The 14,148-nt window shown below is 47.2% G+C and carries 10 protein-coding genes and 1 pseudogene; 9 read left to right on the top strand and 2 right to left on the bottom strand.

Features of this window, described 5'->3' with window-relative positions; all coding sequences use genetic code 11:
* Nucleotides 1–13 precede the first annotated feature (13 nt).
* Nucleotides 14–1,261, bottom strand: coding sequence for a 6-hydroxymethylpterin diphosphokinase MptE-like protein (locus tag LEP1GSC052_RS06645; protein WP_010575020.1), 1,248 nt, complete (start codon nt 1,259–1,261; stop codon nt 14–16).
* A 165-nt stretch (nt 1,262–1,426) separates the two neighbouring features.
* Nucleotides 1,427–2,009 (bottom strand): annotated as a pseudogene (locus tag LEP1GSC052_RS21530) (DNA primase).
* Nucleotides 2,010–2,342: 333 nt separating this feature from the next.
* Between LEP1GSC052_RS21530 and LEP1GSC052_RS06630 the strand changes: the two are divergent.
* The 9 genes from LEP1GSC052_RS06630 to LEP1GSC052_RS06590 all read left to right on the top strand — a co-directional run bounded on the left by LEP1GSC052_RS06630 (nt 2,343) and on the right by LEP1GSC052_RS06590 (nt 14,033).
* Nucleotides 2,343–2,918 (top strand): TlpA family protein disulfide reductase, encoded by a 576-nt coding sequence (locus LEP1GSC052_RS06630; protein WP_423789980.1) that lies wholly within the window; start codon nt 2,343–2,345, stop codon nt 2,916–2,918.
* Nucleotides 2,915–3,598, top strand: coding sequence for a type 1 glutamine amidotransferase (locus LEP1GSC052_RS06625; protein ID WP_010575017.1), 684 nt, complete (start codon nt 2,915–2,917; stop codon nt 3,596–3,598). The genes LEP1GSC052_RS06630 and LEP1GSC052_RS06625 overlap by 4 nt, the downstream gene beginning before the upstream one ends.
* A 54-nt stretch (nt 3,599–3,652) precedes the next feature.
* Nucleotides 3,653–6,379: a preprotein translocase subunit SecA gene (gene secA / locus LEP1GSC052_RS06620; protein ID WP_020985859.1), complete on the top strand. Its 2,727-nt coding sequence runs from the start codon at nt 3,653–3,655 to the stop codon at nt 6,377–6,379.
* Between the two features lie 128 nt (nt 6,380–6,507).
* Complete coding sequence (locus LEP1GSC052_RS06615; protein ID WP_040913329.1) at nt 6,508–6,891, top strand: hypothetical protein; 384 nt, start codon at nt 6,508–6,510, stop codon at nt 6,889–6,891.
* A 101-nt stretch (nt 6,892–6,992) separates the two neighbouring features.
* A complete protein-coding gene (locus tag LEP1GSC052_RS06610; protein WP_010575014.1) occupies nt 6,993–7,370 on the top strand; it encodes a hypothetical protein in 378 nt (125 codons plus the stop codon).
* Between the two features lie 146 nt (nt 7,371–7,516).
* Complete coding sequence (locus LEP1GSC052_RS06605) at nt 7,517–8,926, top strand: TolC family protein (RefSeq protein WP_020986829.1); 1,410 nt, start codon at nt 7,517–7,519, stop codon at nt 8,924–8,926.
* 10 nt (nt 8,927–8,936) lie between these two features.
* Entirely contained in the window at nt 8,937–9,938 is a 1,002-nt protein-coding gene (locus LEP1GSC052_RS06600) for an efflux RND transporter periplasmic adaptor subunit (RefSeq protein WP_020986471.1), read from the top strand.
* Nucleotide 9,939: 1 nt separating this feature from the next.
* Nucleotides 9,940–10,683, top strand: coding sequence for a hypothetical protein (locus LEP1GSC052_RS06595; protein WP_040912887.1), 744 nt, complete (start codon nt 9,940–9,942; stop codon nt 10,681–10,683).
* 5 nt (nt 10,684–10,688) lie between these two features.
* Complete coding sequence (locus LEP1GSC052_RS06590) at nt 10,689–14,033, top strand: efflux RND transporter permease subunit (RefSeq protein ID WP_020986334.1); 3,345 nt, start codon at nt 10,689–10,691, stop codon at nt 14,031–14,033.
* Nucleotides 14,034–14,148 lie beyond the last annotated feature (115 nt).

Raw genomic sequence — 14,148 nt, 5'->3', positions numbered from 1 at the left:
CTAACGCCTGACCTCATTCAACCAAAGGAATGCGGAGAATCCGAGGAGAAAGATAGTTCTTTAGATATAGTTCCGGATGTGCGACGCAAAATCGAATCCATTTTTCGATCTCAATCTTTTTCGGATCTTCCGCGATCAAACCTTCCTCGATCCTTTTGGTTTTCGCGACCTGAGAGTCAGACAACGTAGGGGCTCCAAAAAGTTCCGGGGATTCTTTTTTTAAAACCTCTAAAACGGAGAATCTTCGTTCCCAGGATTTGGATTTTTGAAATCGGAGTTTGGAAAGACTTTCCGTTCGGGAAAGAAAGAATCGATCGTAGGTTTCGTAACCGCTTCCCCGGCAATGGGTTTTGCCCCCGGGTCTTTGAAAGTCCACGCCTTTTAGGATCATTCTTCCGTATTGGAGCTGTTTGGCGAAAGATACTCCGATTCCGGCCATATTCAAGGACGGATTTTCGAGGATCGGAGCGTTCGGGAAAAAAAGGGAACGGAGAATCTGATCCATCGGATGTGTGGAAAAGTAAATCCATTTCGGATTGGGAAGATCGAACAAAAAGGACGAACCTCCGAGCCAGGTCAGGATTGGGATCTCTCGGGGAAGAATATTCCGAAAATGGAATAGAGTTCCTCTCGAAGAATCGATGCTCAATACGACGTCGGGAACGATTCCCGCGTTTAAGATCCAACCCAAAGAAGTGTCCGAAGCGAGAACATGAAAACGATTCCGGTTTTTTAAAATCCAATCGGTTTCCGCTTCGAGGGAAGGGCTCGCGCCCGTAAACAGAAGGGTTTGGTCCCGAAAAAAATTCTCCCTTGCGCCCGAAAGAATCAAAGAAGCATTCGAATTTTCGAATATTCGAGAAAGGTTACGAACCTCGTTGCGAACCCAGATTTTCTGAAAGTAATTTTGAGCCGCTTGGTTTTGCGCGTTTCCTCTTCCCGAACCTTGTTTTAAGGAATCCAAAAATGCGAGCGCCAGATCCCCGAACTTTCTGGAATAAACCGGATGGATAAACGGTAAGACTTTGTTTGTTCCTTCGAAAAGCCAATGGGTTAAGGGTTTGGATAAGAATTCTTCCAAACCGAAGATCATTTTGATCTTATGACCTTGTTCCGAGTATGATTTTAAAATTCCATCGGAGAATTTTTCAGCGATTTGTTTGAATGCGACGATGGGTTCGAGTATGAGAAGATTTACGGGGCGAGGGGATTTTTTGAGATAGGATTCTACGTGATAACCCAAACCGAAACCGAAGATCAAGATCGTTTCCGCGTCGGTTTGTTGGATCGGGATTTGTTCGGAGATTCTATCTCCTTCGGAAGCCGGGTTGAAGCGGGAATGAAAAAGGAAACCCGATTGGGTTTCCTCTAAGTTTAACGTACCGTTTGGATTGGAAACGAGGCGGTAGATAGTCTAAGGAACCTCTCAGTCCTCTTCCTTTTCGGTTTCTTCTTCCTCTTCTTCGTCCTCATCGTCTTCGAGGTCTTCGTCATCTTCATCCTCGTCGTCCTCATCCTCATCGTCTTCTTCGTCCTCATCCTCGTCTTCATCTCCGTCGAGGGAATCTTCGTCTTCATCTCCGTCCAGGATCGGTCGGGGAGCTTCTTCCGGAATGAAATCCTCTTCGGTATCTTCTTCCGCGATCGGAGCTTGAGGCGCTTCGAAAAGTCCGTTGAATTTTGAATAAGACGCGTTGCTGAGATTTGCTTCTTGATCGAGTTGAATTCTTTCTTCTCTTGTGAAGTATTGGTATTGAACTTCTTCGCTCGCGAGTGCGAACATCGCCTGGACGGCTAATTTTCTGGCTTTGATTTTTTTGGGCAGTTCGAGTCTTTCGATACGGTCCAATGTATGGAATCCGGCTACTGCTCTTTCATATTTATTGCGTTTCGCTAATTCGATAAGAGTGACGATGTCAAATTCTGAATTTTGGTTCATTCGGATTCCCTGGATAGATTGGAAGAGAAGCTTCAAAATACCATGAAATCGGAGGAAAGAGGGATGTCAACCATTAATCGCCTTCCTTTTGAGGAAACTTCTTTTTCGAGGTTCTAAAAAAAATCTTTGAAAATCGGTAAATTATGTCTCATAAGAGAAGGGAGAATTCCACCTTGGAAAAGAATTCCGATTTGTACGAGTTCCTCCAAAACTTTGCGTCTGCAATCTTCGGAGAAATTTTTTGAAACCAAAACGGCCCATTCCTCAGTATCTCCTGTGTTTTCCCTTTCCTTTTTATTCCTTGAATTTACCACGGTAAACCTTTCCTCTGGTATTATCCATGAATTCGGAACCCGTTTTCCGTCCGTTTTTCCCCCTTTTAATCGGAAGTTATGTATCATTGATGAATCGAATTTTCCTTTTTTTTATTCTTAGTATTTTTGGGCTTTTTTGCGCTCCTTCGGAACAACCGAACCTGGGTGTTCAAGACTTTCAGGGGATTACCCTCGACGGTAAGCAGATTAAACTTTCGGAAGTTTCGGCGCCTCGTTTGGTTCTGAATGTGTACGGACCGAATTGTGTTCCTTGCATCAAAGAAATTCCGGCTCTGAATTATATCTACCAAGAGATTCAGAAAGATCCAAAGATCCAATTCTATATGGCGGTCGACCCGGCGCTTTTTTTCGACGAACCGGAAACGATGTCGGAAGAGGAGCTTTTGACCAAGGCCATTCCTCTTGTAAAGGAAGAGATTCATAAATACGGGATTCAGGTTCCGACGATTCTCATGAAAAAACCGTTTCGCGTTAGTCGGAACAATTCGATCGTAACCGGAACTCCGGAAACGCTTCTTTTCAAAACGAAACCGTTCGTTCTTTATTATAATTTTATCGGACCTATCAGCGAAGAGGCGAATCTTCAAAGACTGAGCGTGGACCAGAAGGTGCTTTTTTTCAAAAGGATGGCCGGATCTTCATGAGAAGTTTAATCGTTCGATTCAAGGACTGCGAAGGTCCGGGAATTCTACTCGATTCTTTAAAAGAAAGAAATTATAGAATCACCTATCACAACGCATACGACCCGAGGATTCAACCCCTGCCGGACGCGCATCTCGTTTTCGATTTGATCGTTCTTTTGGGCGGTCCTCAATCGGTGGCCGATCCGGCGCTCTCGCATTTTTTCGAACCCTGGTTCAACTTGGTGCGTTATGCGGCATCGATGCCGAACCGAAAGGTGATCGGAATCTGTCTCGGTTCGCAAATTATTTCCAAAGCCCTCGGCGGAGAAGTCAAACGAGGAGAGAAGGGACCCGAGGTCGGTTTCTACGACGTTCAGATTCAGGAACCGCATTCCGTTTTAAACGGAACGACTTCCTTTCCCGCGTTTCATCTTCACGAGGACGTCTTCTCGATTCCGAAAGGAGCCAAACATCTTTTGAAAAGCGAGATGTATTCCAATCAGATGTTTTCCTTTCAGGATCGGATTTTCGGCATACAATGTCATCTCGAGGTGACCGCGCCGATGCTTCACGTCTGGAAGGGGGTTCACGCGGATTTTATTCGTTCCGCGGGTTGGGTTCCCGGACCGGAAACGGAAAATCAAAGGTCTCAGATGGAAACGTCCGGGCGGAAAATATTCGACGCGATTCTCGATCTATGAACCCGCATTTTTTTAATACGCCATTCTTAAATACGACTCAAACGGAAAACTGATATGATTCAAAGCATTCTCCGGATAATCCTCGGAAGCAAATTCGAAAGAGATTTAAAAAAACTCATCCCGATCGTCTCGCAGATCAATTCTTTGGAAGAAAGAATGAAAGCGATGAGTGATGGAGAACTTTCTTCTCAAACGATTCGGTTTCGCGAGAGAATCGCAAAGGGAGAATCTCTGGATTCCATTCTCCCCGAAGCGTTCGCCACGGTTCGAGAAGCTTCTCTTCGTACGATGGGAATGCGTCACTTCGACGTTCAGATGATGGGCGGGATCGCGCTTCACGGCGGTAACATCGCGGAGATGAAAACGGGCGAGGGTAAAACCCTTACTTCCACTCTTGCGGTTTATCTCAACGCTCTCGCCGGTAAGGGTGTTCACGTCGTTACTGTGAACGATTATCTCGCAAAGCGGGACGCGAACTGGATGAAACCGATCTACGACTTTTTAGGAATCAGCGTAGGCGTGATTCAACACGACATGGATCACGAACAAAGACAGATCGCTTATTCTGCGGACATCACATACGGAACCAACAACGAATACGGTTTCGATTATCTGAGAGACAATATGGTTTCTCACAAGGATCATAAGGTTCAGCGTTCCCACTTCTTCGCGATCGTGGACGAGGTCGACTCGATCCTGATCGACGAGGCGAGAACTCCTTTGATTATTTCCGGTTCTTCGGACGAAACCACGGACAAATACGTTCGTATTAACAAAATCATTCCTAAGTTGATCGAAGGCGAGGACTTCGAAACGGATGAAAAGGCGCGTAACGTGCTTCTTTCCGAAAAGGGAGTTTCCCACGTGGAGGAGATTCTCGGAATCGAAAACTTATACGCTCCCGAAAACGTGGATCTGGTTCATCACGTTCATCAGGCTTTGAAAGCGCATAAGATCTTTCAAAAGGACGTGGACTACGTCGTTCAAGGCGGAGAAGTCATCATCGTGGACGAGTTCACGGGCCGTTTGATGGCGGGTCGTCGTTATTCCGATGGTCTTCACCAAGCTCTGGAAGCGAAGGAAAACGTAACGATCGCAAAAGAATCGCAAACGCTCGCTTCGATCACGTTCCAAAATTATTTTAGAATGTACGACAAACTCGCCGGTATGACCGGAACCGCGGACACGGAAGCGGAGGAATTCAGAAAGATCTACAACCTCGACGTGATCGTGATTCCGCCTAACGTGGGCGTTCAGAGGAAGGATTCTCCGGACCGCGTTTACAGAACCGAAAAGGAAAAGTTCGACGCGATCCTCGCCGAGATCCGGGATCTTCAATCCAAAAAACAACCGGTTCTTGTGGGAACGATTTCGATCGAGAAGTCCGAGGTTCTTTCGAGAATGCTCGCCGCCGCGGGAATTCAACACAACGTATTGAACGCAAAGTTCCACGAACGCGAAGCGGAGATCGTAGCGAACGCGGGTAAACCCGGAGCGGTAACGATCGCGACGAACATGGCGGGAAGGGGAACCGATATCGTTCTCGGTGGAGCGCAACTTTATAAGGAGAATCTCGAATCTTGGAAAGACGACGACGATCTCGTACGTCAGTTTAAGGAATCGATTCTCAAACAGAACTTGGACAGCGCGGAAGTATTGTCTCAGAAAATGGATTCTTCCGCGAAACAAAAACGCGCGGCTGAAATTCTCGCGTCCGTAAAGATCTGGAAAAAAAATCACGAAGAAGTTTTGGCCGCGGGCGGTCTTCATATTCTCGGAACGGAAAGACACGAAGCGAGAAGGATCGACAATCAGCTTCGCGGACGTTCGGGTCGACAAGGAGATCCGGGTTCCAGCAGATTCTATCTTTCGCTTCAAGACGACTTGATGAGAATCTTCGGTTCTGATCGTATCTCCGGTTTGATGAAATGGGCCAACATGCCCGAAGGTCAAGAGATCGAAAGTAAGATGGTGAGTAACGCGATCGCAAGAGCGCAGAAGAGAGTGGAAGGTCATAACTTCGACATTCGGAAACATCTTCTCGAATACGACGACGTGATGAACCGTCAACGGATCGTGATCTACAAAATGAGAAACGAGGTTTTGGAAAACGAGGATATCTCGACTCTCATCAAAGGTTTTATCGAAGAGGCGGTGGAGAATCAGATCGTCACACATTGCGACGGAAATAATCCATCCGCTTGGAACTTGGATTCCTTAAAAGAATGGCTCGACGGTTTGGATCTGGAAGTGGCCGTCAACGAAGACGACTTTAAGAAAACCAAAAATCCTCAACTCGCTCTTTTTGAAAAAGTGAACGCCGCGGCAAAAGCTCGTTACGAGGGAAGAGCGGAATCGATCGGAAAGGACATCTGGAAACTTCTGGAAAGAAATATTTTCCTGGATATTCTCGATCATCGTTGGAAGGAACATCTTTATTCCATGGATCATCTGCGAGAAGGGATTTGGACGGTCGGTTACAGCGAACGAAATCCTCTCGTGGAATACAAACTGCAAGGTTTTAGAATGTTCGACGTCGCGATCGAAAATCTGAAAAACGAAGTCGTGAACTTTCTATTCCGTGTGGAAGTTTCCGAAAATTCTAAACTTCCCGAAGAAAAAAGAGAATATAAGAAAGTCGGTAAGGAAGTCACCGGAGGTTTTGAGGAACTTTCGGGCGGCGCTACGAACGGAGGACGTTCCAATGGAGCGGGCGTAACCGTAACGACCAGTTCCGGCGGCGGAACCGAAAGAAAAACGAGCCGGAGAAGAAAACGGTGAAGTTTCGTTTTTACGGTTCTCCGTTTGCGATCGGAACGCTTTTGCTTTTGTGGGTCGTCGGTTTCGTAAGTTCCTGCGTTACGACTCCTCCGCCGAGAGGTTCCGCGAAACAGATCTACGCGGATTGTATGGAAACGTTCGGGGATAAGGAAAAGTGCGAGAAGCTCGTTCTCAAACAACTCTTAGGTTCCGGAACCGCTCAAAGCGGAGATTCTTCCCAAAACACGGGAACGGAGAATGTACAAAACAACGAACCCACCTTGGATCCGGAGATCGAAAAGAATCTCCGACTTAGATCCGAAATCAAGGATACGTTGCAGGGTCAAAATCGGATTTTCGTAAAAGAATTTTTAGGAAACCCGGATGTGGTTCAGTTCCGCACCAACAGCATCGAAGCCTTTATTTATACGAGACCGATCAGCCGTTTTAAACCCGGCGCAAGACCGGATCAGGAGATTCGGGTTTTGCTCCGCAATGGGACGGTCGTACGCGTTGAGCACGTTGCACCGTAAGTTTATTTAGACCCGATTATTTTCAATCGGTGCCGTATTTTTAAGCATAAACTGCCGAAAAACGTTTGTAACCCTGGTAGTACCTAAGAATTGTGGACCTGATGAAGGTCCATTGGATCAATCGGTTTCTGATTCTGGTTCTGACCGCGGTCATAGTATTGCCGTGCGAAGAAGACGGAACGTTTGACCTCGCCTTTTTAGATGTGCAGGGCGGAGAAATCCATTCTTCCCTTGCGAAAAAAATCCATAAACAAACCCAGCACAAAGCGGAAACGGAATTACAATCCGGAATCGAAGCCAGAGATTTCGGGATCTGTCTCAGAGGCAGATACGATTTTTTGGATCTCGTTTTTTCCGGTTCTTTCGAACTTTCCAAGTTCGAAGCATATTACGTTTCTCGAAAGTTCCACGCTTCTAAGAATCACTTTAGTTATTTATTATCTTCTTTACTACTAAACTTACCCCCTCCCGTCATTTAATACATCCTAACGTAGACCGGTTTTGTTTTTAAACTAGGTCTGTCCTTTTTCGTTTTGGTGCTTAGCACCAATCCCTATGCGAAAGATAAAGAAACGATCACGGAGAACCGTACATTGATACGCAAACAAATAAACCTGGAAACCCTATGAGAAAGATTTTCACGTTCTTACTTCTTTTATGGATGATTCCGATTCTGTCCGAAGGTGCAAAACCTTCGCCGACGGATTCCGAATCCGGATTGGGCGTTCCCGAAACGGAAGGCCAGTCTTCGAATCCGATCCAACGCGAAATTTCCGAGGTTTCACAGGGCAAAGAAAGAACCTTGGATCTAAAAACGGCCGAGGAAAAACTCTGGAAAAACAACTTACTCTTACTCGCTTCGCGTTTTAACATAGACGCGCGCAGAGCGGGAATCGAACAAGCCGGACTTTATGCGAATCCGAACATCTTTATCGATCAGAGTATCTACGCGGAACCGACTCAGCGTTATTTCGATTTCAGCCGGTCCGGACAAACCGTAGTTCAGATTCAGCAGTTGTTTTTGCTCGGCGGTAAAATCGGCAAACGAGTTCGTGTGGCGGAACTCAACGCAAGAATGGGAGAACAGGAATTCTACGATCTCGCGCGGGAACTCGTCAGCAAACTGAGAAAACAATTCTACGCGATCTACTACTACAGACAGGCGATCTCATTTTACGATCAGAGTTTGGAAGCGTTGGGAAGAACCGTAACTTCCGCGGAAATGGGTTATAAACGAAGAGCGATTCTCCAAGCGGAAGTGCTTCGTTTGAAAGCGCTTTACTTCTTTCTCAAAAAAGAAAGAGAAGAATTGAATATTCGAATTTTGGAAAAGGAAGCGGATCTGCGGGTTTTGTTAAACGACGATTCCTTCCGTAGCGCGGACATCAAAATCGTTCCTATGATCGCGGAAACCCAACTCGACGGTCTCGAACCGGGTAGGCTGAAGAGAGACGAACTTTTGGAATTGGCCCGCAACAAAAGACCGGATTTGAAAAAAGCGATCCAAGCGCTTCGTTTCGAAGAGGCGAACTTGGAATTGCAACAGGCGAACGCGATTCCCGATCTCGCTTTCGGCCCTATGTACAACAGAGGGGGAACGGCCTTCCAGAACTATTGGGGGATCACCGCTCAGTTGAACATTCCGATCTTCGACAGAAATCAGGGAAACATCAAAGCTTCGGAAAAGGCCATTCTTTCCAGAAAACAAGAACTCAAAAACACATTGTTGGAAGTGGAAAACGACGTGGCCGTTTCCATCGAAACCGCGCGGGTCAAAGACGAACTGTATAAGAAGTTCAGAAACACGTATACGAGAGAATATACGGATCTTTCCAAGGACATGATTCTCAGTTACGAAAAACGTTATATTACGATTTTGGAATTTACGGATTTTTTTGAAACCTATCGTTCCAGCGTCGTGGAAATGCTGAAACTACAGACCGATCGAATGGATGCGATCGAAGGAGTAAATTTCTCCGTGGGACAGGGAGTTCTCATACCGAAACTGACCGCTCCCGCAACGGAAGAAAAGTGAGGAAACAGACATGAAGATACATTTTACCAGAAGAACACTTTTAATCGCCGGAACGGCCGCAATCGTCGCAATCGTTTCCATCGCAATTTTCGCCTTATCCGGTCGCGGAGATAAAAAAACAAAACTTCCTCCGAGCAAACCGATCATTTCGGAAAACGGCGAAAAGATAGAATTTAAGGAAAACAGTCCCGGTTTGGAAATCATACAGACCAAGGAAATCGGCAAGGACGGAGAATTCATCAACGTGGACGCGCCCGCGCGTCTGATCGCTTCGACTTCTCCCTCGGTCAGCGGCGGAGAAAGAATCATTCTTTTCGAATCCGCGGAACTCAACGATCTTTACGTAGGTTACGTTCATTCCCGAAACAGTTACGCTCGTTCCATTAAAAATCACGAGCGGATCAAGGACATGTTCAAACACCGCGTCGCGACCGAAAAAGATCTGATCGAAGCCGAAACACAACAAAACAACGATGAGGCGGAACTCGCGGAATTCGAGGGAAAACTCCGCGCGGTCGGTTTGAATCCCGCTCTTCTCGGAAAATCCGGAGCGCAAAGCGCGTGGATCATCAGCGACGTTCCCGAATCGCAACTTTCCAAACTGAAAAAAGGAAAACGCGTTAAGGTTCGATTCTCCTCATTTCCAAGCGAAGAATGGGCCGGAACCGCCGAAGCCCTCGGGGACAACGTGGACCCGATGACAAGAACCGTGAAAGTGCGGATCGTAATTTCCAACTCGGGTTATAAACTCAAACCGGGTATGTTTGCGAACGTAAAATTTCCGGAAGACACCGCGGGTGATACGGTCGTCGTTCCGTTTAACTCGATCGTCACCGTCGAAGGTCAGAACTACGTTTTTGTGGAAGAATCCCCCCACGAGTTTAGCAGAAGGGAAGTGACCTTGGGTATTTCCACGACGGACCGCGTGAACGTGATCGAAGGTTTGAGCAAAGGCGATCGTGTGGTCGTTCAAGGTTCGATTCTTTTGAAAGGACTCAGCTTCGGTTTTTAACATGAAACAATTCAAATTCATTGTCCTATTTATACTATTAGGGTTTTTGAATGTTGGTATTTTGGCGCAGAGCCAGAATTCGAAATACGATTCAAATTCCAAGGACGATCCTTCTCCCGAGTGGACTGACGATCCGGACCGCAAAACCAAATTCGGAAAAGAAGAAGAGGGCGGAGACATTTTTAAAGCGAAGCCTCTTCCGAAATCGACCAACTTTCTGGTTTACGGAGCGAGCATCGGATCTCCGGGAAGTATCAACCTAAACGTAGGTTACTACTATAAGGACGTCGTCTTTCGCGCTTCCGGCGGAAAATGGAATCCTCATTGGTGGGGAGGTCAGGTCGACATCGGTTACAGTTTTTGGAAAACTCCGGTGATCGCACATAGCATTTCTCTTGTATTCGGAAAGTTTGAAGTAGATCCGTTTCAACCCGAGGTCGGTCGAGGCGGACAAACTTCGTATCCGACCGGTTCTTCGTTTCCGGGTTATACGCATCGTAATCCGACTTACGAGGATTTGATCATCCGTTCTTACGTTACAGATCAGAATCCGACTCTCGCCTTGTATTTGGAACACGAGAGCCGTGATCGGCAAAAAGTGCATTTGAATCAACAATACGTGGGCTTGACCTACGACTTTTTGCTCGGCAACTTTTTTCTTCAAATCGGCGGCGGAATCGGCAAAGGGGATTACAAAAATCCTCAATTGCTCATTCAGCTCGGCTATTTGTTTGATACGAGATAAGATCTATGAAAATTCTAAACTTAATCATTGAATCCGCGTTGCGGTATCGCTTTTTCACGTTAGCCGCCGCGGTCGTACTCTTAATGGTCGGGGTTTGGTCCTGGCTGGATATTAGAAAAGAAGCATATTCGGACATCGCCGACACTCAGGTTCGTTTGGTCGCAAAGTTTCCGGGTAAGGCCACGTTGGAAGTGGAAGAACGGGTGACTATGCCGATCGAGCGCGTTCTTCACTCGACTCCGAATCTTATCGTACGGAGATCCAGAACCATCAACGGTTTGGTCGTGTTTCAGTTCGTTTTTGAGGAAGGAACGGACGACTACTTCGCGCGTATGCGTTTGATGGAGAAGGTCCGCGACGCGGTCATTCCCGAGGAAGTGACTCCGACTCTTGCACCGATGAGTTCTCCCGTGGGAGAGGTTTATCGTTACGTGGTCGAGTCGACTACGGGCAATCATACTCCGATGGAACTCAGAACGATTCAAGACTGGATCGTAATTCCCAAACTGCTTCAGGTTTCCGGGATCGCCGACGTCGTAACGTTCGGAGGTTTGCCGAAACAATTTCACGTCGTGACTTCTCCCGAAAAACTGATCCGATACAGCGTGACCGTTGGCGACGTGATCGAAGCGATTCAAAGCAACAACTTAAACACGGGCGGTAACTTTCTCTTACAAGGGGAACAATCGTTGCCGATCCGTTCCTTGGGAGCGATTCGTTCTCCCGAAGACATCGAAGACATCGTCGTAAAAACCGTGAACGGTGTTCCCGTGTTCGTTCGGGACATCGGTTCGGTGGAAATTTCGCATCCGATTCCGAGCGGTGTGTTGGGTTATACGGTTCAAAACGAACAGGAAGGTTTGATCGACGTCGACTCCGCGGTGCAAGGTTTGGTCGCGATGAGAAGATGGGTGGAGCCGAATGCGTTCGGTGATCGCGTCCGTGCGAAGGTCCAAGAGATCAACGATCGTTATATGCCGGACGGCACGAGACTTAGAAATACATACGACCGGGGCGATCTCGTGAAATACACTTTGAGAACGGTGGGAACCACCTTGCTCGAAGGGATCGCGGTCGTGAGTTTGGTCGTGATCTTCTTTATAGGGAGTTTACGCGCATCCATCGTGGTGGTCGCTACGATTCCGTTTGCACTTTTGTTTTCGTTTACGATGATGAATTCTTCCGGAATCTCCGCGAGTCTTCTGTCGTTAGGCGCGGTCGACTTTGGGATCGTCGTGGACAGCGCGGTCGTGATGGTGGAAAACATCATGCGTCGTTATAAGAACGCGACGATGGCGGAAAAACAAAAAGGAATCATCCGTTTCACTTACGATTGTGCGACCGAGGTGGGAACCGAAGTTCTTTTCGCGATTCTTATCATCATTCTTGCCTATCTCCCGATCTTCTCTTTTGAAAGAATCGAAGGAAGATTGTTTAAGCCGATGGCGTTTACGTTGTCGTTCGCGATCTTCGGAGCGTTGTTGTTCACGATGACCGTCGTTCCCGTTTTGATGTCCTTCTTTTACAGAAGATATTTCGAATCGAAGGATCCGGGTCCGATCGAATGGCATAACCCCGTTTACGAATGGGTGGAACGAAAATACGAAAAGATCGTTCATTATCTCGTGGAACGTTCCAAACGGGTCGTGACGATCGCATTCACGGGAGTTACGGGACTTTTGATCGTCGGTATGATGTCTCTCGGAACGGAGTTTCTTCCTTCCCTTGACGAAGGCGGATTCACTCTTCGTTTGTATTTTCCCGTTGGGATTTCCCTTCCCGAAGCGAAGAAGTTCATTCCTAAGATCCGCGGGATGATCTACAAAAACGAACAAGTCAATATGATTCTTTCCCAATACGGAAGAAACGACGACGGAACCGATCCGCTTCCTCCGAACCGTTTGGAAATCTATGTCGGTTTAAAAGATTATAAGAATTGGCACGAGAAGATCACCAAAGAACAACTTCTCATCCGAATGAGGAATGATCTAGAAGAGGGATTGCCCGGTGTGAAGGTGAGTTTTTCTCAGCCGATCATGGATAACCTTTCCGAAGCGATCATGGGAACGATCGCCGATCTCGCGGTTTTCGTTTCGGGTCAGGATTTAAAAGAGATGCGGCATATCTCACAGCAGATTCTCGACATCGTTTCCAAGATGAAAGGCGCGAGCGAATACGGGATCGAACAGGAAGGCCCGGCTCCTCAGCTTGTGATCCGATTGAAACGGGCCGTTGCCGCGCGTTACGGAATCAATATCAGCGATATTCAAAACGTGATCGAAGCGGCGGTCGGTATGGAACCGATCAGTTATTTATACGAGGGTCCGATGGACACTCCTCCGAAAGAAAGAGCGTTGTTCGGAATCGCGGTTCGTTTTGCGAAAGACTATCGTCAATCCGCACGGGAGATCGCGAACATTCCGATCATTTCTCCGAAGGGAGAAAGGATTCCTCTTTCTCAGTTAGCGGAGATCAATCAGGAAGATTCTCCCACGATGATCTTTCGTCAGGACGGAAAAAGAACGATTACGGTTCGTTTGAACGTGCGCGGAAGAGACCAAGGCGGTTTCGTTTCCGAGCTTCAACAAAGAGTGAAGAAGGAAGTGAATATTCCCGAAGGATTTGAAATCCGTTACGGAGGTCAGTATGAAAACCTTGCGCGGGTAGGGAAACAGCTCGCGATCGTAATTCCCGTTACGATCGGAATCATCTTCGGACTTCTCTTTATGTTGTATCGGGATTTGCGTTCGGTGATCGTCGCGCTTTCTTGTATTCCTCTTTCTCTCTTGGGGGGAATTTACGCGCTTCTCGCTCGAGGATATTACTTCAACGTTTCGGCGGGTGTGGGATTTATTTCTCTTTTCGGAATCGCTACGATGGCGGGAATTCTTTTCGTCTCGAAGGCAAATCACCTGCGTCACGACGATATTATGATGTCGGTCCGAGAATCCGCGATTCTTTCCGCGGTCACGCAGCTCAGACCTCGTTTGATGACGATGCTTCTGGCGCTTCTCGGTTTGATTCCTGCAACCATGGCTTCCGGTGTCGGTTCGGACGTACAAAGACCGCTTGCGACCGTGATGGTCGGCGGTTTGGCTTCGGCGTTGTTCCTAGTCTTAACCGTAATGCCGAGTCTGTACATTCTCGTGATGGAGGGTAAAGACGATCTGAAAGGAACTTCCGCTTCCAAAAAAAATATGAGCGGAGATTACGCTTCCATTTATCCCGAACCGGAAATTTACTCCACGATCGACTACGACGACGAGTCCGTAGTTACGGCGGATAACGGTAAGAACGGAAAAAAACAAAATTCCGTGAAATTAAAAAAAGGGAAGAAACGAAAAGCATAGGTTTTCTTCCTTTTAAAATTCACCGCCGGTTCGTTGCAGTTTGCAGTTCGGATCGCGCGGTGTTTTTTTGCCCCATTCCATTCTCACCAAACGCGGTTTTTCGTTTCGATTTTCC

Source organism: Leptospira kmetyi serovar Malaysia str. Bejo-Iso9 (assembly GCF_000243735.2).
GTDB lineage: Bacteria > Spirochaetota > Leptospiria > Leptospirales > Leptospiraceae > Leptospira > Leptospira kmetyi.
Note: the sequence above shows the minus strand (reverse complement) of the source record. Positions and strands in the feature narration are given on the sequence as shown.